The organism is Halomonas citrativorans (assembly GCF_900163645.1).
GTDB classification, from domain to species: domain Bacteria; phylum Pseudomonadota; class Gammaproteobacteria; order Pseudomonadales; family Halomonadaceae; genus Vreelandella; species Vreelandella citrativorans.
In genome coordinates this window covers 423,119-441,590 of sequence record NZ_FUKM01000057.1, presented here as the reverse complement: position 1 = coordinate 441,590, position 18,472 = coordinate 423,119, and the positions used below count along the sequence as shown (strand labels likewise).

At 55.8% G+C, this 18,472-nt stretch carries 18 protein-coding genes and 1 pseudogene; 4 read left to right on the top strand and 15 right to left on the bottom strand.

What is annotated here, in order from left to right:
* Positions 1-10: 10 nt before the first annotated feature.
* Positions 11-253 (bottom strand): annotated as a pseudogene (locus CZ787_RS15915) (IS3 family transposase); the annotation flags it as partial.
* Positions 254-361: 108 nt separating this feature from the next.
* On the bottom strand, positions 362-586 hold the full coding sequence (locus CZ787_RS15910; protein ID WP_087110975.1) for a DUF6290 family protein: 225 nt from the start codon (positions 584-586) through the stop codon (positions 362-364).
* An 882-nt stretch (positions 587-1,468) separates the two neighbouring features.
* Here CZ787_RS15910 and CZ787_RS19245 point away from each other — a divergent pair.
* Together CZ787_RS19245 and CZ787_RS15895 are read left to right on the top strand one after the other, a co-directional pair.
* A complete protein-coding gene (locus tag CZ787_RS19245) occupies positions 1,469-1,651 on the top strand; it encodes a DUF1127 domain-containing protein (protein WP_087110970.1) in 183 nt (60 codons plus the stop codon).
* Positions 1,648-2,505 (top strand): PhzF family phenazine biosynthesis protein, encoded by an 858-nt coding sequence (locus tag CZ787_RS15895; protein WP_087110968.1) that lies wholly within the window; start codon positions 1,648-1,650, stop codon positions 2,503-2,505. Before CZ787_RS19245 ends, CZ787_RS15895 begins: the two co-directional genes overlap by 4 nt.
* A 61-nt stretch (positions 2,506-2,566) precedes the next feature.
* Here CZ787_RS15895 and CZ787_RS15890 read toward each other — a convergent pair whose 3' ends face one another.
* A complete protein-coding gene (locus CZ787_RS15890; protein WP_087110966.1) occupies positions 2,567-3,502 on the bottom strand; it encodes a hypothetical protein in 936 nt (311 codons plus the stop codon).
* A gap of 126 nt (positions 3,503-3,628) precedes the next feature.
* Here CZ787_RS15890 and CZ787_RS15885 point away from each other — a divergent pair, with 126 nt between their 5' ends.
* Positions 3,629-4,048 carry an Lrp/AsnC family transcriptional regulator gene (locus CZ787_RS15885; protein ID WP_254908634.1) on the top strand — a complete coding sequence of 140 codons (420 nt, stop codon included), beginning with the start codon at positions 3,629-3,631 and terminating at the stop codon, positions 4,046-4,048.
* A 20-nt stretch (positions 4,049-4,068) separates the two neighbouring features.
* On the opposite strand, the gene CZ787_RS15880 is transcribed toward CZ787_RS15885, so the two are convergent.
* The 8 genes from CZ787_RS15880 to frdA form a co-directional block, all read right to left on the bottom strand.
* Positions 4,069-5,289, bottom strand: a complete 1,221-nt coding sequence (locus tag CZ787_RS15880; RefSeq protein ID WP_087110964.1) for an MFS transporter — start codon at positions 5,287-5,289, stop codon at positions 4,069-4,071.
* A 93-nt stretch (positions 5,290-5,382) separates the two neighbouring features.
* Positions 5,383-6,786, bottom strand: a complete 1,404-nt coding sequence (locus CZ787_RS15875) for an AMP-binding protein (protein WP_176372236.1) — start codon at positions 6,784-6,786, stop codon at positions 5,383-5,385.
* Positions 6,787-6,804: 18 nt separating this feature from the next.
* Complete coding sequence (menC, locus tag CZ787_RS15870; protein WP_087110960.1) at positions 6,805-7,779, bottom strand: o-succinylbenzoate synthase; 975 nt, start codon at positions 7,777-7,779, stop codon at positions 6,805-6,807.
* Positions 7,779-8,639, bottom strand: coding sequence for a 1,4-dihydroxy-2-naphthoyl-CoA synthase (menB, locus tag CZ787_RS15865; protein WP_087110957.1), 861 nt, complete (start codon positions 8,637-8,639; stop codon positions 7,779-7,781). Before menB ends, menC begins: the two co-directional genes overlap by 1 nt.
* 41 nt (positions 8,640-8,680) lie before the next feature.
* Positions 8,681-9,100, bottom strand: a complete 420-nt coding sequence (gene frdD / locus CZ787_RS15860; RefSeq protein ID WP_087110955.1) for a fumarate reductase subunit FrdD — start codon at positions 9,098-9,100, stop codon at positions 8,681-8,683.
* Positions 9,097-9,498: a fumarate reductase subunit C gene (locus tag CZ787_RS15855; RefSeq protein WP_087110953.1), complete on the bottom strand. Its 402-nt coding sequence runs from the start codon at positions 9,496-9,498 to the stop codon at positions 9,097-9,099. Before CZ787_RS15855 ends, frdD begins: the two co-directional genes overlap by 4 nt.
* 10 nt (positions 9,499-9,508) lie before the next feature.
* Positions 9,509-10,261, bottom strand: a complete 753-nt coding sequence (locus CZ787_RS15850; RefSeq protein ID WP_087110951.1) for a succinate dehydrogenase/fumarate reductase iron-sulfur subunit — start codon at positions 10,259-10,261, stop codon at positions 9,509-9,511.
* Positions 10,258-12,045 carry a fumarate reductase (quinol) flavoprotein subunit gene (frdA, locus tag CZ787_RS15845; protein WP_087110949.1) on the bottom strand — a complete coding sequence of 596 codons (1,788 nt, stop codon included), beginning with the start codon at positions 12,043-12,045 and terminating at the stop codon, positions 10,258-10,260. The genes CZ787_RS15850 and frdA overlap by 4 nt, the downstream gene beginning before the upstream one ends.
* A 272-nt stretch (positions 12,046-12,317) precedes the next feature.
* Between frdA and CZ787_RS15840 the strand changes: the two genes are divergently transcribed.
* Entirely contained in the window at positions 12,318-13,859 is a 1,542-nt protein-coding gene (locus CZ787_RS15840; protein WP_303393868.1) for an anion permease, read from the top strand.
* A 19-nt stretch (positions 13,860-13,878) separates the two neighbouring features.
* Here the strand turns inward: CZ787_RS15840 and menH are convergent, their stop codons facing one another.
* Genes menH through CZ787_RS15820 form a run of 4 tightly spaced genes read right to left on the bottom strand, consistent with a single transcriptional unit; the run spans position 13,879 to position 18,325 of the window.
* Complete coding sequence (menH, locus tag CZ787_RS15835; protein WP_087110946.1) at positions 13,879-14,646, bottom strand: 2-succinyl-6-hydroxy-2,4-cyclohexadiene-1-carboxylate synthase; 768 nt, start codon at positions 14,644-14,646, stop codon at positions 13,879-13,881.
* Entirely contained in the window at positions 14,636-16,408 is a 1,773-nt protein-coding gene (gene menD / locus CZ787_RS15830) for a 2-succinyl-5-enolpyruvyl-6-hydroxy-3-cyclohexene-1-carboxylic-acid synthase (RefSeq protein ID WP_087110944.1), read from the bottom strand. The genes menH and menD overlap by 11 nt, the downstream gene beginning before the upstream one ends.
* Positions 16,409-16,413: 5 nt before the next feature.
* On the bottom strand, positions 16,414-17,808 hold the full coding sequence (locus tag CZ787_RS15825) for an isochorismate synthase (protein ID WP_254908633.1): 1,395 nt from the start codon (positions 17,806-17,808) through the stop codon (positions 16,414-16,416).
* Between the two features lie 16 nt (positions 17,809-17,824).
* Positions 17,825-18,325, bottom strand: coding sequence for a DoxX family protein (locus CZ787_RS15820; protein ID WP_087110942.1), 501 nt, complete (start codon positions 18,323-18,325; stop codon positions 17,825-17,827).
* Positions 18,326-18,472: the final 147 nt, after the last annotated feature.

Below are 18,472 nucleotides of genomic sequence, written 5' to 3'. Positions count from 1 at the left end.
CAGTAAAACACTAAGCGGATAAGGCCTGAATTCGGTACTGCACCGGGCTCAGGCCTTTTAGTTTGGACTTGATGCGCTCGTGGTTATAGTAATGGATGTAGTGTCGGATGCCCGCCTATAATTGCTCAATCGTGTCAAAGCGGTTCAGGTAAAAATATTCTGACTTCAGCGTTCCAAAGAAGCTCTCCATCGCGGCATTATCTAAACAATTCCCCTTGCGTGACATGCTCTGGGTCACGCCCTGCTCGGCGAGCTGTCGCGAATCCTCAAGCGGCTGTACTCGCTCGCGCAGGTAGTCACGGATGCGCTTGGCCTCAACATGACCCAACTTCTTCAACTGCTTGTGGGCGGCCCCGTCAGCTCAATTTTCCAGCCCAAGATCACGCTCCACGTCATCCAGGGAGTGCGTGGTTTCCTCGCCACGACGCAGACGCTCCAGGGTCTGCTCGGCTAGGTAAACGTCCTCGAGGTCATCGAGGTGCTTGAGAATAGCTTCACGGGCGTAATAGGTCTTGGTGCGGCCGGAGGCCTTGGCCAAGGCCTCCAGGCGCGCTTCGATGTCGCTGGGCAGTCGTATTGCCAACATGATGGTCTCTCCTGGAGATTTGATATACACGTATAGCATACGCCGCGATCAGCGTTTCAATCAGCATCAAAACCCATCATTTTCAGTGATTTCCGTCTTATCTTGAGTTTGGTTCATCCCCACGCCAGTGAGGAACGTATCTCCATGAGCCATTAGGACGTCCAGGACTTGAGTTCATCCCCGCGCCTGCGGGGAACGGTATGTCGCCATTAAAATCAGTTGTTTTATCGACGGTTCATCCCCGCGCCTGCGGGGAACGGATCAACATTCGCCGCCTCAGCCGCTGCAATCGCGGTTCATCCCCGCGCCTGCGGGGAACGGCATCAATTCGCCGTTGCCTTGATGATATTTAACGGTTCATCCCCGCGCCTGTGGGGAACGGCTTGCGGCAAGGTGAAAGGCAAGGCCCCCAACCGGTTCATCCCCACGCCTGTGGGGAACGGCGAATCATCCGCGACCCCGCAGGCGACATAGTGCGGTTCATCCCCACGCCTGTGGGGAACGGCGGCAGCATGTAGTTTCCGAAGCGTCGCCAGCCGGTTCATCCCCACGCCTGTGGGGAACGGATCATTGGCTGCCAAGCCCTCGCCAGACAGCACGGTTCATCCCCACGCCTGTGGGGAACGGTCTAATTGTAGATGACTGTTCTGCAAGATAAAAATAGGCAGTAGAAAATCCACCAGCGATTTAGGTCAATTTTTGATCAGAAAGATATTCTTAAAGAACAGTAAAATCAGAACGTTGCAGGAATCTATAAAAATCGCACCAAGCCTCGGTCAAAGGTATAAGTATGCATCGTTTTTATGAAGAGCGACCTCTCTTATGGCATATACATTCACCAACGGCGGGTTACTCGTGAAGGGCGCTCGTTAGTAGTGCGTATTGGCTGATTCATTGGCTCAGCTACGCTCTCAAATATGCGCCCACCGCGAGCGTCGCCGCAGCCGCCGCCAGTTGCTGATACTTGATGACCGGCTGCTAAGAGATATTGGCATCACCCGTGCCCAGGCACAAAAGGAGGGCCGTAAATCCTTTTGGAAACACAACCTGAAGAGACCAGTATGAAAATCGCTGAATATTACTTACTCGATGTATTTACTCATCAGCCTTTCGCGGGCAATCAGCTGGCGGTATTTTTAAACACCGACGGGCTGACAACAGCCACCATGCAGGCAATCGCCAATGAGCTTAATCTTGCCGAAACGGTGTTCTTAAGTGCGCCCATTGAGCCAAACCACTACCCGATGCGGATCTTTACGCCCACCCAAGAGCTACCATTTGCCGGCCACCCGACCGTCGGCACCGCGCAGCTTCTAGCCGAGCTTGGCTTGATTAGCCGTACGCAAACGCTGGTGCTTCACCCACCTGTAGGAGAGCTAACCGTTCGCTACTCAGGTGATAAAGCCGTGTTTACGACCGCAAGGCCCGCCAGCATTACGCCAAGCACGCTGGACCAGCAATCGGCGGCGGCACTGCTCGGCTTGCAACCCCATCAGGTTATCGGCACGCCGGTTATCTCATCCTGCGGGCTGGCGTTTCATCTGATCGAGCTGAGCGACCCCGCAGCCCTAAAAAACATACACATTTCAGCAACCATATGGGCAGAGACCGTTGCCCCGAGCGGTGCGGAGCAAATATATCTTTACGCAACAGAAGCGGCTGACTGCTCAAAAGCTACGCTTCGGAGCCGCATGTTCTCCAGAGAACATGGCCTTTGCGAAGACCCCGCAACCGGCAGTGCCGCAGCGGCATTAACCGGGTATTTGGCAACCCTTAACGAAACGACGCACTGGACACTCTATCAAGGCGTTGAAATGGGCCGCGCCAGCGTTATTGAAACCACCCTGTATAACGGCCTGGTTCAGGTAGGCGGCAGTGCTGTGCTGGTGGGCAAGGGGGAGCTTTATCTAAGAGATTAAAAAAGCGGCTTAAACACTCTCTAACAACCAGCGCTTTTACCTTGAAGCACCATGACTCTGCCTAGCCGCTTTTCGGCCAGCGAGCAATAATCGCCGTCACCATAATGGCAAAGAGCAGCCGCGCCCATAAAATACCGACGATATCGGCACCCAGCATTAAGATCAGCAGCGTATCCTCTATAACGCTATGGCAGAGGCCCAAAAAGCACAGCGCAAGCGTGCTATCACGTCTGTTAAGCACGCCGTTTTGTACATCACGGATCAGCAACCCTGCGCCATAGCTTAACCCTAACGTGAAGCCAATGACCGTCACATTAGCGGCAGAACGGCCAATACCCAGCAAGCTGAGTAGCGGTAACAGCCCAAGATGCAGCCAGCGCTCCAGGCCAAGCACGTGCAAAAGTTTCAGCAACACAATTAGCGCTAAAATAATCACAAAAATCAGCGCCAATGTTTCAAGCTGTGCAACGGCCCAACCGCTTGGCGTCGATACTGATTCAAGACTGGGCTGCCATATCCACTCCGCCGGTGCCTGTAGTAACCCAAAAAATGAGTAAAATCGGTGTAATAGCCAGGCAAACAGCACAGCCCCGCCTACCCTCAGCAATAACGTAGCCCACCAAGGCACACCTGCTCGCTTGGCCACCGCACCTTCAACCGGCAACGAGTGCCCTACCAGCATCAATGCGCCCAGCACCGTTACTTGCTCAACACTCAAGTGCGTATCACCCGCTACCTGAAAAAATACCGCCATGCCGGTGTACAAGTTGGTAGAAAGCGCTGCCGCCCATACAACCCCCATTTGCTCGGGCAACCCCAGCATATTCATTAACGGGGCTAGCACCACTCCAAGCCAGCCGACAAACCCGAGTAGCTCCAACCCTTTAACGATGAGCAATGCCGGAATAAGAATTTTGAGCAGCGTTATGTAAACCCGCAGCGCATCTTTGATAACGCTACCTAAACCATCAATCAGGTAGTGAGTAATTACATGCATCCAGCCCTCCATTGCTAACGCTTTAACAGGCGTTATGATAAGAGGGATAACGCAGAATCTTCTTTTCTATTGAGCATCTACAAGCACTATTCATTCTTTATAACCACAGAAAGAGCATTTTATTTCATGGATGCCATCGACCAACGAATTCTTGAACAGCTTCAACGGGACGCTAGCCTAACCAACCAGGCATTAGCAGATACGATAGGGCTTTCACCCTCTGCCTGTTTAAAACGAGTGAATCGGTTACACAACGCAGGGATTATTGAGCGGGAAGTAGCGCTACTTAACCCTGACGCACTCGCCCAATGCCTGCATATGGTGGTGGAAGTGACGATGGAGCGAGATAACAAATCGCTTTATCAGCGGTTCTTGCAATCAGCGCTGAGCGCACCGGAGGTGAAGCAGTGTTACCAAGTGACCGGCGAGTGTGATTTTGTATTGATTGTGACCGTGGCAGATTTAGATGCGTATGACCGCTTCTGCGATCAGGTGCTTTATGCCGATGACAATATGCGCAAGTTCCGCACGTTGCTAGCGGCATAAGTTTGATACGTCGGTACCGCTCATCGGCCAGCGTCGCGAGTAGCTCCACGGCCAAGACGGTGTGGCTTCAATAGCAGCACCAACGCCACGCAGCACAGCAGCGCTACGATGAGATCAAACGTTAGCGCGGTGATTTGTTGGCCGGCTACTATCCCCAGTAGGCCGATACCGACGACGGGCAGCGAGATCGCCACATAGGCAACAACGAAAAAAGACGATACCGTTGCCGCTTTGTGCTGAGGGGAGCTGGCCGCCGATATCGCGCCCATGCCCGCCCGGAAGGTAATGCCCTGACCAATGCCCGCAACAATGGCGCCCAGTATGAAACCCAGCAGTTGCTCGTAAGCAATCCCCCACGCAATGATGAGCACACCGACAAGCAGCACAGCACACCCAATCGGCAATCTTCCAGGCTCAGGCAGCCGCCCCTGACACATTTGCCCAACGGTCGAGGCGATAAACGGCAGCCCTGCCACACACCCTATCAGTGCATGATTGGTGTAGCCCATTTGCTGGCCCAGGAAGGCGGGGGTTGCTGCGGTATAAAAACCGAACACCATAAAACCAGCAAACGCTGCGATAGCCGCGGGTATAAAAACGCTGCGCACCTCAGAAGGGATTTTAGGTGTTTGAACGCGAAGCTTGATATTCGTTGGGCGCGTAACCGTTTCAGGCGCTCGCCAGATACACACCACCGCTAACAGCGCTAACGCGAAGTGAATAGCAAACGGCAGCACCAACGGTGCCGCAAACAGCACGGCCAGCGCCCCCGCAAGTATCGGCCCGACACCTAACCCGACCATATTGGCGGCGGTAGCAACCAACGTGCTGGAGCGCCCCCAGGAACGTGGTGCCAGCTCCATGACAGCCACGGTGGCAGTACCCGTAAAGATACCCGCCGAAAGCCCCGAAAGTACGCGGCCGGTAAGCAACATGCCTAACCCATCGGCTTGCCAAAATACGATATCGCTTACCGCTGACAGGAAAAGCCCGGCAAGCAGCAGCGGCTTACGCCCTAGCTGATCAGACCATTGCCCGGTAATCAATAACGCTGAAATGACCCCCACCGCATACGCCGCAAAGATGACAGTAATCATCAGATCCGAAAAACCAAATTCATGCTGATAGATCGGATAAAGTGGCGTGGGCAGCGTGGTGCCCACCATGGTGATCATGAAAGCAAGCGCCGCCCCTAAAAATACGCCTGCGCGCCGCGTATCCGACGCTTGAGAAGAGCTCATAAATGTCCTTATCAAAAATAAAGAGATCCACCTTCTCAGAAGGCGAGTCGAGAATGGAAACTCACATAGCCAATGAACGTTAATGGATGCGTTTTATATCACCGCCAACTGCTCTTGGGCCAGTTTGGCAAAGTGCGTGCGTGAGGGCTTTAGCCCTTTCACCGAGGGCCACGCCAACCATGCATCGGGCACCATAAAGCCCGGCAGCGCCTCGCGCACCCAGCGGGCCAGGGCCTGATCTTCGCCGCTTTGCGCCTGCCAATCAATAAAGGCAACGGGGCGCTCACCCCACTCGGGGTGTGGCACAGCAACCACCAGCGCTTGGGCGACGCTAGGGTGGTCCACCAACCGCTGTTCGATGCTTTCCGGCTGAATGTTCTCACCGCCGGAGATAAAGCCGTTATCCAGCCGCCCTTCAACCACCAGTTCCCCCGCAGAATTGAAATACCCCTTGTCCCGCGTGGCAAACCAACCCTCATCATTTAGGGTTGGGTCCAGCGCACCGTTATTTAAATAGCCGCTAAACAGGGTATCGCCCCGCACCTGTATTTCATTGTTGATGATCCGAACATCGCGCCCCGGAAGTGGCTTGCCGACAACACCTGGTGCCGAGGGAGTGCCGGTACAGACCTGGCTTGCCATTTCAGATAGCCCATAACTAACTTTTGGCGCCAGCCCCAGCGAGGTCATGTGTGCCACCAGCGGTGCGGGGATTGCCGCGCCGCCCAACAGCAGTTCGCGCAGCTGTGTTCTGGCGGGGTCAAAGCCCGCTTGTAACAAGCGCCAGAGCTGAGTGGGTACCAGTGAAAGGTGCGTAATAGGCTGTTGTTCCAGGCGTGCAGCCAGCGGCGCATCACCATCATCCAGAATGACCCGGCCACCTTCGAGAAATACGCGAAAGGGAATCGCGTAGCCGCCAATATGAAACAGCGGTAGCGACAAGAGCCAGCCGCTCTGTTGGTCAACAGGAATTAAGGCTGCCGAACCATTAGCCGAGGCCAGATGATTCCCCAGCCGGTGCAGTACCGCTTTAGGCATGCCGCTGGAACCCGAGGTAAAAATCGTGTTACAGCGCTGATCGGTATTCAGTTGCACCGCTTGTTCGGTAATTAGTTCTTCGGAAAAATCGAGGGTAATCGGCGCTGGAGCAGATGACGTTACCTGCGCGTCGCCCTGCTCACCTTCCGTATAACAAATGCGGCTGGCCTGCAGGCGCTGGGCAAGCGCGTGCTGCTGGGCGCTTGGAAAGGCCGGGTTTAGCGGACAGAAAACCACCCCGACACGCAGACAAGCCCAGGCCAATAATAACGAGGCCAATGCGCCTTTGGCCGGGGCCATTAATGTGTCCCCAGGCTGAAACCCCTTTTGCGCCAGCTGTCGCGACAGCGCGGCGATACGCCTGTCGAGCATTCGATAAGTAAGCGTCACTGAGCCACTGTGTAGCGCAATATGCTGCGGAGTTTCGGTGGCCCAATAGTTAATGGGGCAAGGCTGCATCACTCGGCACGCTCCTGGTTATTCCTGCATAGCTTGATAGAGACACGTCGCTTGATAGAGGCACGTTAAGCGCCCGGCAACGACATCACCTGCCGTGGTGGTTACCCGTTCAGCCAGCCAGTTTCCGGTATCCAGCCCCGGTGGTTCTTCGGGCGCCCATTGGCAGGCCAGCCGAGCCAGCAAGCCCAGGCCAAGGTCAGACTCGAAACTTGAGGAAATAACCACCCGCAGATTATCTGCCCGCGCCCGCTGTACAAGTGCCTCGCAGGCGCTTAATGCGCCTATCAATGTAGGCTTAATCACCAGGGCGGCAATATGAGGATGGGAATACCAGGGCGCGTTACGTGACAACGTTTCATCCAGCGCAATCTTCACGCCCGCTGCATCGGCCACGGCAATGGCGTCAGCAAACGTGGAGCAAGGCTCTTCCAGGTAGTCGATCTGTTCACGCGGTAGCTGTCGACAAAATCGCGTGGCCTCCTCACGTGTCCAGCCGCCGTTGGCATCCAGAATCAGTTGGGTAGCGGGCAGCTTTTCAGCCAGATTGGCGATCAGCGCTAGCTCGTCGCTCATTGCGTAACGCGCTACCTTGAGTTTGAGGCGCGAAGGTGGCGGCTGCCCGCCCTTGCGTATGTTGTCTAACGCGCTATCCAGCATCGCGATCAGCGATACGGGTTCGCCTTGTAATAGTGGGTAAGGCGCTAACGCGGCGGGACAGTGTTGGGGCCAAACGTGCTGTGCACAGCCGAACCCGAACTGTACCGAAGGGAGCGTGGGCACTGCTTTTTCACCGCGCGTCAAGGCGGTTAGGCAGGCCCTGCTTTCAGTCTCGGCATCGGTTAAGGTTTCAACTGAAAAGCCGGGCAGTGGCGCAATGTCACCCCACTGCCCGTTAACCGACACCAACAGCCCTTCACGCTGCGTGATCCACTGGCCGTTAAGCAGCAGCGGCTGGCGAAGTGGCAGCGCGTAGCGGTAAAGCGCTAATGGCATTAAGGGTTACGCGGATAGCGTGAGAAATCCGGGGGCCGCTTCTCATTAAACGCGTTACGCCCCTCTTGGCCTTCATCGGTCATGTAATAGAGCATAGTGGCGTTACCCGCTAGCTCCTGCAGCCCGGCCTGGCCATCGCAGTCGGCATTCAGTGCCGCTTTCAAGCAGCGTAACGCCATGGGGCTGTGCTGCAGCATCTCCCGGCACCAGCGCACGCTCTCTTTTTCAAGCTCATCCAGCGGCACCACGTGGTTGACCAAGCCCATCTCCAGCGCTTGTGCAGCGCTGTACTGACGGCACAAAAACCAGATTTCGCGAGCTTTCTTCTGGCCCACAATGCGCGCCATATACGAGGCACCGTAGCCGCCGTCGAAAGAGCCTACCTTGGGGCCGGTCTGGCCAAAAACCGCATTATCCGCCGCAATGGTCAGATCGCACATAAGATGCAACACATGCCCACCACCAATCGCGTAGCCTGCCACCATGGCAACAACCGGCTTGGGACAGGTACGAATATCGCGCTGAAAATCCAGCACGTTCAGGTGATGAGTGCCCTGCTCATCCTGGTAGCCGCCATAGTCACCGCGAATGCGCTGATCACCGCCGGAGCAGAACGCTTTATCGCCTTCGCCGGTGAGCAAAATCGCGCCGACGCTACTATCGTGACGTGCGCGACCAAGCGCCTGAATCATTTCGCTAACCGTTAAGGGGCGAAAGGCGTTACGCACCTCTGGGCGGTTGATGGTAATGCGCGCAATGCCCTCTTTGGAGATATGATACCGAATATCCTGGTAGTCGCCGGAGTGGTCCTGCCACTCAACCGGTTGATAGAGTTCCGCTTCTGTAAGTCCGTGGATCATTCAAAGTTCCCTGATTCATTAGGTATTGGCGTCTTTCGGGCTTAGCGAAACATACCTGCCACGACCAGCCCTAGTGCCAGAAGGCTTAACAGCGCCGCAGCGCCATACATCAGCTTTTTATTGGTAGTGTCGCGGCCCAAAATAAGGTCAAACATTCCGTGGCGCAGGCGATGGGCGGCATGAAACAGCGGCAAACAGACCGCCGCGCCCACAAACAGAAAGCCTGGCACGCTGAATAGCAGTCGCGATGCCCGCTCATGGCTGAGTGCGTCGGCAGGTAGCCAGCCCAAGGGAAGCAGCACGGCAAAAAACAGGATGGCAGAGGGCAGCAGCACAGCAAAACAGACGCCGCCTGCACTGAATAGCCCCCACCACAGCGACTCATCGTAGGCCTGGTGGTGGGGAGGCTGGTTCGTACGCTGACTGTCCGTGCTTGGCGTATTCATGGTTGGTTTAGTCATACGGACGCCCTCCCAAACAGCCAGATGAACAGCAGCAGTACGGCCAGCACGCCCGCCCACTGTCCCGCCACAATCGCCTTATCCGGTAGTTGGTAGTTACCGATGCGCAGCGGCATAACGCGAGGAAACAGCACAAAAAAGGTCGCCGCGTGAAACAGGCTGGCGGCTAGCGCCAAAAGGTTGAGCAGCAAAACGATGGGAGATCCCATAAAGGCGATCCATCGTTGCCAACTCTCTGGGCCCTGGAGCAGCGCGACCATGCCCGCCAGTATGCAGAGCAGGAAAAAAACCAGCGGTAACACCGTCGCTTCACGCAGCATATAGAGTTTAAAAAAGCGGAGTTTCAGCCACCAGTTACGTTTTAACGGCACAAAGCGTTGAGATGTCGACTTATCCATACCCTTTCTCCTAGCCCTTAAACAGCGCAATTAGCGTGTGCTTAGCGGACGCCACTTTGCTCTGATTGATAGCCGCCGCTGGGTCAACGTGCTTGGGACACACCTTTGAGCAAAAGCCCACAAAGGTGCAGCTCCACACACCTTCATGGCGGTTCAATTCGGCCATTCGCTGCGTGCTGCCATGGTCCCGGCTGTCCAGGTTATAGCGGTGCCCCAGTGCAATGGCTCCTGGGCCAATAAACTCAGGATTAAGCCCAAACTGCGGGCAAGCGGAGTAGCAAAGCCCACAGTTGATACAGTTAGCGAACTGCTTGTAACGGGCAAGCTGTCTGGGCGACTGTCGATAGGTTTCTGGCGCCTTCGGATCAAAGGGCTTTACCGGATTGTCGTCTATCAGATAGGGCTTAACGGCGGCCAGGTGATCGAGGAATATCTCCATATCAACCACCAGGTCGCGCTGCACGGGAAAGTGCGCCAATGGTTCAATGCGGATCTCATCGTCGAAGTCGCGCAGGAAGGTCTTACAGCCAAGCTTGGGGACGCCATTCACCATAACGCCACAGGAGCCACAGATCGCCATGCGACACGACCAGCGGTAGCTCAGAGTGCTGTCGAGCTGCTCTTTGATGTGATTCAGCGCATCCAGCAATGAGGTGCTGTCGTCGACTGGCAGCTCATACTCCTGCCAATAGGGCTCGGTAGAATTGTCGGGTAAATAGCGTTTGACGCTGATGCGCCGGGTGGATACCTGCTGAGCACTCATGCCTTGCCTCCCTTGGACGCATCCCCATAGGTACGTTCTGCGGGCGCGGAAAAACGCACGTCAACTTCCTGCCATGCCAACCGAGCGTGTGCATCGCCCTGATAAAACACCTGGCTGTGCTTGAGGTAGTTAACGTCATCGCGCTTTTGCATGCCTTCATCCAAGCGCTGGTGAGCGCCGCGGGACTCACGCCGTTCCAGTGCACCAAGGCAAGATGCCTCGGCAATATCCAGCCCATAGCCAAGTTCAATGCACTCAAGCAACTCTGTGTTGAATATTTTGCTGGTGTCGTTGACACGAATCTTCTGGTAGCGCGCCCGCAGTTCACGAATCGTCTCCAACGACTGCCGCATACCCTCTTCGGTACGATAAATACCGCAGCCACTCTCCATGGCCTGCACCATGGCATGCTTAAGCGTCACCCAAGTCTCGCCGCTGCCCTCACCATCACAAAGATGCGCTAGCTTTGCCTGCTGATGGGCAGCCTGGGTTTCCAAAAGGTTCATGTCTGCCCACTCGGTTTGCGCCGCGCGCTGGCTTGCCTGCTCCCCCGCTAAACGACCAAACACCAGTAGTTCGGTGAGCGAATTTGAGCCTAAGCGATTAGCACCATGTAAACCAACAGAGGCGCATTCGCCCGCCGCATAAAGCCCGGCAACCGACGTTTCACAGTGGGGATTGGTTTTGATACCGCCCATGGTGTAGTGCACCGCTGGGCGAATAGGGATCGGCTCTTTGACCGGGTCAACGTTAATGTAGGATTTGGCCAGCTCGCAGATAAAGGGCAGGCGCTCCAGAAGGTAGGCTTCGCCCAAGTGGCGCAGGTCTAGATAGACCACATCGCTATCGCCAAAGGTGCCGGTGCGGCCCGCCTGCTGCTCCTGCCAAAAGGCCTGTGAGAGCTTATCGCGAGGGCCCAGCTCCATGTACTTGTTTTCAGGCTTGCCCAGTGGGGTTTCCGGGCCCAGCCCGTAATCCTGAAGGTAGCGATAGCCATCTTTGTTAAGCAAGATACCGCCTTCACCACGACACGCTTCGGTAATTAAAATGCCGGAGCCGGGAAGGCCCGTGGGGTGATACTGAACAAACTCCATGTCCCTGAGCGCCACGCCGTGGCGATAGGCTATCGCCATCCCGTCGCCGGTCACGATCCCTGCGTTGGTATTAAAGCGAAACAGGCGCCCGGCACCTCCTGTTGCCAATACCACGGCTTTGGCGCGCAGCAGAATAAGCTCACCGGTGGCCACTTGAAGAGCAATGACGCCAATGACAGCCCCTTCGTGCACGGCAAGATCAAGGACGAAATACTCATCGAAGCGCTCAATCTGGGAGTATTTGAGCGAGGTTTGAAACAAGGTATGCAGCATGTGAAAGCCGGTTTTATCGGCGGCAAACCAGGTACGTGCGGTTTTCATGCCGCCAAAGCGGCGTACCTGCACATTACCATCCTCCTTGCGGCTCCAGGGGCAGCCCCAGCGCTCCATCTGCACCAGCTCCTGGTAGGCATGATGCACAAAATAATCCACCACGCCTTGCTCAACCAGCCAGTCGCCACCCGACACAGTGTCGTCAAAATGTGCCTGATGCGTATCCTCCTCGCTGGTTACCGCCGCCGCACCACCCTCAGCAGCAACGGTATGGGAGCGCATAGGATAGACCTTGGAAATCAGTGCGATGCTTTGAGAAATGCCCTGTGCCTTGGCGCTTTCTGCCGCGGCGATAGCGGCACGCAAGCCTGCGCCGCCTCCACCCACAATCACGATATCGAAATCTCGATGCTGCATGATGCTCCCTTTCTGTAGCCAGGCCAAAGGCGGTAGTGACGACACGCTTCGATGCGGTGTCTTTGAACTTATCACACTCCAGGTACGTGCTATCCCCGCATGCCAGGCTCTATTGACGCATATCAAGAAATGCACCTTTAAGACAGGCGATGCTTTAACAAGAGTAGTTAAGTTTAATTTCTCATTTATTAATTTTAATAAAGAATTCCAACTACAATTTTTAACTATTAGTCGCTATCGCCATTCTCTGCAATGTATGTAACCGCAAGCAGATGAAAATCAACAGCGTTAGCAGTGAAGAGATTCGGCTGCTTTCGCAGCCAATAAGAGGGGGGCAGCTGGATATGAACAGTAGCGTGCAATCGGCATTTGACTGGAAGTTGTTGGCGCCGCTTGTAGTGGCCATTATCGTTGCGTTGATACCCACGCCTGAGGGGGTTGCCCCTCACGCTTGGTACTTCTTCGCTATTTTCCTGGGCTGTGTGGTTGGGCTGATTTTTGAACCCTTGCCAGGCGCGGTCATTGGGTTAATCGGCGTGACTCTGGTTGCACTGCTCTCCCGCTGGGTGCTGTTTTCACCCGAACAGCTAGCGACCGAAGGCTTTAATGCTGCCAACCAGGCCTTTTCATGGGCAGTTTCGGGGTTCACCAACTCGACTGTATGGCTAATTTTTGGCGCGTTTATGTTCGCGCTGGGGTATGAAAAAACCGGCCTTGGCAGGCGCATATCACTTTGGCTGGTCAAAGCCATGGGCAAGCGCACATTAACGCTGGGCTACGCGGTAATGATCGCCGATGCGGTGCTGGCGCCTTTTACACCTTCCAACACGGCACGTAGCGGGGGCACCATTTATCCAGTCATTCGCAATCTACCACCACTTTACGACTCCCAGCCCAATGACCCCAGCATGAAACGCATGGGCAGTTTTCTGATGTGGACAGCGATCACCTCTACTTGTGTGACCAGCTCACTGTTTCTAACCGCGCTTGCCCCCAACCTGTTGGCCATTGCTCTGACAGAAAGCGCTACCGGTATCCATATTAACTGGGGGCAATGGTTTATCGCCGTAGCGCCCGCTGGCATTCTGCTGCTGTTGCTGGTCCCACTGCTCTGTTACTGGCTATGCGCGCCAGAAGTGAAAGCCGGTGAAGAAGTGTCCAACTGGGCGCGGGATGAGCTGAACAAACTGGGTGCGCTTACTCGCAACGAGATACTGTTGGTCATCATGGTTGTCACTGCGCTACTGCTGTGGATTTTTGCGGGCGATGTTGTGTCCGCATCCCTGGTAGGCCTGGTGGTGATTTGCTGCATGCTGCTGACCGGCATCGTGAGCTGGAACGATATCCTCGACAATCGAGCTGCCTGGAATACCTTTGTGTGGTTTGCAACACTGGTGGCGCTGGCAGGCGGGCTAAGCCAGGTCGGGTTCGTCAATTGGTTTGGTGGCATGGTGGGTGAACAAATCAGTCACTTTAACCCCGTAATGGCGATGGTGGCGCTCACGGTGATTTTCTATCTCCTGCACTACCTGTTTGCCAGCGTCACGGCCCACGTTACCGCCCTATTGCCGGTGATGCTGGCGGCGGCTTCCGGTATTGCAGGGTTGGATATGCAGATGTTTATCCTCCTGCTGCTCCCCACACTGGGCTTTATGGGCATTATTACCCCCTACGGCACCGGCCCAAGCCCGGTTTACTATGGCAGCGGTTATCTGCCAAGCGCCCTTTATTGGCGGCTAGGGGCTATTTTTGGTCTGCTGTTCTTAGTGGCCTGGCTGGCTATCGGTTTGCCGTGGCTGCTGTTGATTAACTGAATCCAGGTGAGCGAGCCGTTTAGCCGAGGCGTTGATACCATCGGCTAATCGGTTCGGCGATGCTTTTCGCTTGCTCTGTATGCAGGTTATGCCCACCTTCCAGCGCTATAAGGTGCACACGAGGGGCTACGTTAGCCAAGCGGTCGGCAAGTGCATGAAATTTAGTATCCTGCCGACCTGAAAAGTAACCAATGGGAAGTGACGTTTCAGCCAGCCACGGCCACTGAGATGACTGCCTGCCGAGCGACGTGCTTCGCAGCATTGTCGCCACGGACGGGCCATGATTGGCCAGCCGTCGTTCAATCTGCCGCGCTCGCTGCGTATGCGTAAGGTCAGCAAAGACGGATTGCCGATACCAGTCGGTAAGCACGCGTTCAAGAGGTTCCAGTGCAAAACGTTGTGCCCAGCGTGCATCATGAGTAATACGCTCATCGCGCTCGCTTTCCGGCAAGCCTGGATGAGCGCTCTCCAGCCAAAGCGCCTCAAGCCCCGCAGGTTGGCGGCTGGCGTGATCAAGCGCCAAACGCCCTCCCAGCGAGTAGCCCAGCAAGCAATAGCGGTGAATATCCTGCGCGGCCAACGTATCGGTTAGCCAGTGATGAAAAGCGGAGAAAGAGTTGACCGCCACCTGGTGATTTTGGCCGTGGCCCGGTAAATCCAACGCCAGGCACGGCACATCTTTCAACGCGGCGATGACCTCCGCCCAATCGTAGCGATCACCTAACAAGCCGTGCAGCATAACCAGCGTTGGGAGTGGCTGGGCGTGCTCTTCATGTTCAGTCTTCATGGTTATCGAGCCTACCCAGCGTTGCCGCCAGCGCCACAAGATCGTCTGCAACTTGCTGATGCGGCACGTTAATCTCAATCAGTGTAACGCCACTTTCCAAGGCTCGGGCATAGGCCGCATCGAAACTTTCCAGCGAGCCAGGTGCAGCGTAGGCAAGCCCAAACATTTGCGCCACGTACTCAAAGTTCAAACCGTGTGGCTGACGGAAATAATGCTCAAGTAGCTCACCTTCATTAGGCACTGGCAGCATATGAAAGATGCTGCCGCCGTCATTGTTGAGGATGATCACCACCAGCGGTTGAACGGCCTGTTTCAGCAGCGCCAAGCTATTAAGATCATGCAGCGCGCTGATATCACCCACGATCAGTGTGGTGGGCTGGTCACTGGTAGCACTGGCGCCGTAGGCCGTGGCGATCAGCCCATCGATACCGGAAGCCCCGCGGTTGGTAAATACCCGCAAAGGCGCTGTGCGGTACGTGCCCAGCATGTTCATCAGCCTTGCGGGCATACTGTTACCGACAAACAGCTGCCCGGCTGCCTGCTGCAACAGCCGATGACAAATGCCCAGCTCTGAAAAGGTGTTACAGCGTTGATTCACGATATCGCTGATGCGCTGTTGGCACTGGTTAAGCCGGTGCCAAGGCGTGCGCTCAGCACCTGTCCCAGTCTCACGCTCATGTTTATTTTCAGGTTCAAGCGCGGCCACCACGGCCTCGGGCGGGCAAACGAAGCGGCGCTTAACGCTGTAATCAGGGTCGAGCCGCTGGGGGCGCGAGTCCACCAGCCAAACATCCTGCCAGGGATGACGAGCAATAAACTGCGTCAGGCGCTTGGAGATAAGACGCCCGCCAAATTGCAGCAACACATCGGCCCGCTCCAACTCCTCGACAAAATGAGGATCGTGCAGCGCCAGGTCAAAATGGATCACGTTTTGACGGTCAAAACGTACCTGGCTTTGTAGATCCGCCAACAGTGGCCAGCCTAATCGACGTGATAACGTCACCACCTGCTGCGCCTGGTGCGGGTCATCTATACATCCCGCCACGATAACGCCTCTCTGACACGAAAAATCTGCCCACTCGGTAGAAAACACGGGCGCTTGCGTACTGGGTACCCACTGGCTCCACGGCACTGAAGAGGCCAACCAGCTTCCGAGAGGCGCCAGATAATCCGAGGCATCCTCTCTCTGGTGGCCGGGGTAAAGAGGCTCGCGGTAGCGGCAGTTAAAATGCACAGGGCCTGGCGTACGCTGCTGTTGATCAATGGACTGATCAATAGTGCTGAGTAGAAACGCGGCGCTCAGTTCAGGGCCTGGGGGCGGAAGGTCGTGATGCACCACGGTATGACGAGCAAAGATATCGCGCTGGTCGATAGCCTGATTACTGCCGTTATCCAGTAATTCAATAGGACGGTCGGCTGAGAGCACTACCAGCGGCACACCCATTAGCTTAGCTTCCACAACGGCAGGATACAGATTGGCAACCGCCGTGCCCGAGGTGGTGATAACCGCTACCGGGCGGCCGCTTCCGCGCGCAAGACCCAGTGCCATAAAGGCCAGGCCACGCTCGTCAAAATGGCAGTGGCAGCGAAGTCCCGCATGCTCGCTGGCCGCCATGGTGAGCGGCGACGAGCGCGAGCCAGGCGCCAGCACAATGTCGCGCATGCCCAAGCGGTAAAGCTCCTCAAGCAGCAGCGCGGCCCACACATGGTTAAAGGTAGCGTGCTGAAGCGGAAAGCCACGCGGCATGGCGTTCGCGGTCATTGGTATTACCCCATGTTGAGCAGCGACATAATGTCGGCAATTTTGTTATCCAGCTCGCGCCACTCTGCATCAGGCTGAGAGCCCGCGACAATGCCCGCACCGGCATAAAGGCGAATTTCATTAGCGCCGATATGAGCACACCGGATCGCCACCGCAAGCTCCGTACTGGCCAGGCTCACCCGGCCAAACACACCGGCGTACCAGCCCCGCTGGTGGCGTTCGTGCTGTCGAATAAACGCCAGCGCCAATGCGCGAGGAACACCGCCTACCGCTGGAGTAGGCGGCAAACTGGCAAGCAGCGCCTGGTCCGTCACCGTGTGGTGCAACTCAGCATGAATAAGGCGGCGGATATGCTGCACAGAGTGCAGCTTGAGAACATGGGCCTCCCCGGTTTGAACAACGTGAGACAAGGGCTCAAGCCGGGCAAGAATATCCTCATAAACGCACTGGTTCTCCAGGCTATTTTTCGTATCTGCCAGCAGTGCCTCGGCAAGGTATTGGTCCTGCTGTGCATCAGCGCCACGATGAGTGGTACCTGCTAGCGCCTCGGTTACCAGCTGCGTACCTTCTCGCTGATAAAGGCGCTCCGGTGGGCAACCGATAAAGGCGGTCTCTGAATTCCACTGAATGCCCAGTTGAAAGCACGCCGCCGCCTCTGCCTGCCAGCGGCCCAGCAGTGCCCAGGGCGAGGGTGTTTTCGATGCGTCGTCCGCGATGACCAAGCGTGTCTCTCGTGATAACACCACTTTGGGCGTATGGCACAGCTGATCAGCGTGGGTCACCTGGGACACCCATGCTGACCACGCCTGCTGGGCAGGGGCGTCATAACGTAAATAGGCATGCGGACGCAGAGGGGGTAGCGGTTGTTCTTGCTGGAGACTGGCTAAAAAGGCGCGGGCTTCGGCTATTTCGTGATCGCCGCAGCGGTCGTCAAAACGCAGATTGAGCGTCAATAGCGTCCCCTGTTGTGAGCGCTTGAGCTCAACACGCGGCAATATAAAACAGCAGTTTTTGAAATGCGCCCAGCCGGGTGATGTAGCATCAAACGCCATACCGCCGAAATAGTCCGGCTGCTCACCTGGCAAGGTCGCGAGTTTGGCAAGGTCGGCCTGCAGCATCTCAAGCGAGTCGGCCGCGCTGACCACACCTAACGTAGCGTACTCAGGTGCACCGGCGTCACGCGCTTTCCAGTAGCCGCGCGGAAAAACCGTTTGCGCTTCCAACCATCCCATCAGGCTATCAACGCGGTAAGGCACGCTCAGACGTATAACACCCTGAAGGGACGACACAGACAATGCATCAAGCCGGTCCATAAGCTCAGCGACAGCGCTTTGGCTGTTCATATGCGCCAACCCGTAAGCGACGCTGCTGCCTGTTACCCAGCGCATATGTTCAGACAATCAGTGGCCCCGCGTCTCAGGTAAACCGGATGCGGCGCGCAATGCCCAGCCTCTGCTTGATATAGGGCAGAACCCAACGGTCCCCCCCAAAATGGCCAGCGTTCGCGCCCGCTACCAGTAAGAAAAAGGTTAACGCAATCATCCATGGGTTGGTGGAGACCGTACCCGCCATCAGAAACGACATATTCATTACAATAGCGAAGAAGCCTGCAAAGGAGGTCAGCACCCCCACGATCAAGCCCAACCCCACGAGTATTTCGCCCAGTGGGATCACCACATTAAACATACCCGCATAGGGCAGCGCAAAATGCTCCAAAAAAGCAACGTAGTTGGGATACACCATGCTCCCTTCCCGCATCACAGGATTCGCCACCGCGTTACTCAGGAACCCTTGCGCATCAAAACCGCCCGTCAGTTTGCCGATTCCCAAACTGAGCCAAGTAATCCCAAGATAAAGCCGGAAGGCTAGCCAAACAAGCGCTGCATATTTGCTTTGTCTAAATAAGTCGCCGATCATCAAATTAACTCCTGTTAAGAGGGATTAACAATAGTTTGCGATAAGACACCGCTGCTTCTTTTGACGCAGGTCTGCTTTTTAGCACTTAATAATACAGTGACACGCACGCCCTTTTAGTCATTTAACGTCATCACGACTAGGACACCG

Excerpts from the sequence above, each read along its gene's own strand:
- menD (WP_087110944.1), bottom strand. The coding sequence starts at position 16,408 with ATGACCGCGAACGCCATGCCGCGTGGCTTTCCGCTTCAGCACGCTACC.
- CZ787_RS15820 (WP_087110942.1), bottom strand. The coding sequence starts at position 18,325 with ATGATCGGCGACTTATTTAGACAAAGCAAATATGCAGCGCTTGTTTGG.
- menC (WP_087110960.1), bottom strand. The coding sequence starts at position 7,779 with ATGCCATTAGCGCTTTACCGCTACGCGCTGCCACTTCGCCAGCCGCTG.
- CZ787_RS15890 (WP_087110966.1), bottom strand. The coding sequence starts at position 3,502 with ATGCATGTAATTACTCACTACCTGATTGATGGTTTAGGTAGCGTTATC.
- frdD (WP_087110955.1), bottom strand. The coding sequence starts at position 9,100 with ATGACTAAACCAACCATGAATACGCCAAGCACGGACAGTCAGCGTACG.
- CZ787_RS15850 (WP_087110951.1), bottom strand. The coding sequence starts at position 10,261 with ATGAGTGCTCAGCAGGTATCCACCCGGCGCATCAGCGTCAAACGCTAT.
- CZ787_RS15840 (WP_303393868.1), top strand. The coding sequence starts at position 12,318 with ATGAAAATCAACAGCGTTAGCAGTGAAGAGATTCGGCTGCTTTCGCAG.
- CZ787_RS15855 (WP_087110953.1), bottom strand. The coding sequence starts at position 9,498 with ATGGATAAGTCGACATCTCAACGCTTTGTGCCGTTAAAACGTAACTGG.
- frdA (WP_087110949.1), bottom strand. The coding sequence starts at position 12,045 with ATGCAGCATCGAGATTTCGATATCGTGATTGTGGGTGGAGGCGGCGCA.
- CZ787_RS15885 (WP_254908634.1), top strand. The coding sequence starts at position 3,629 with ATGGATGCCATCGACCAACGAATTCTTGAACAGCTTCAACGGGACGCT.
- menB (WP_087110957.1), bottom strand. The coding sequence starts at position 8,639 with ATGATCCACGGACTTACAGAAGCGGAACTCTATCAACCGGTTGAGTGG.
- CZ787_RS15875 (WP_176372236.1), bottom strand. The coding sequence starts at position 6,786 with ATGCAGCCTTGCCCCATTAACTATTGGGCCACCGAAACTCCGCAGCAT.
- CZ787_RS15895 (WP_087110968.1), top strand. The coding sequence starts at position 1,648 with ATGAAAATCGCTGAATATTACTTACTCGATGTATTTACTCATCAGCCT.
- menH (WP_087110946.1), bottom strand. The coding sequence starts at position 14,646 with ATGAAGACTGAACATGAAGAGCACGCCCAGCCACTCCCAACGCTGGTT.
- CZ787_RS15910 (WP_087110975.1), bottom strand. The coding sequence starts at position 586 with ATGTTGGCAATACGACTGCCCAGCGACATCGAAGCGCGCCTGGAGGCC.
- CZ787_RS15880 (WP_087110964.1), bottom strand. The coding sequence starts at position 5,289 with ATGAGCTCTTCTCAAGCGTCGGATACGCGGCGCGCAGGCGTATTTTTA.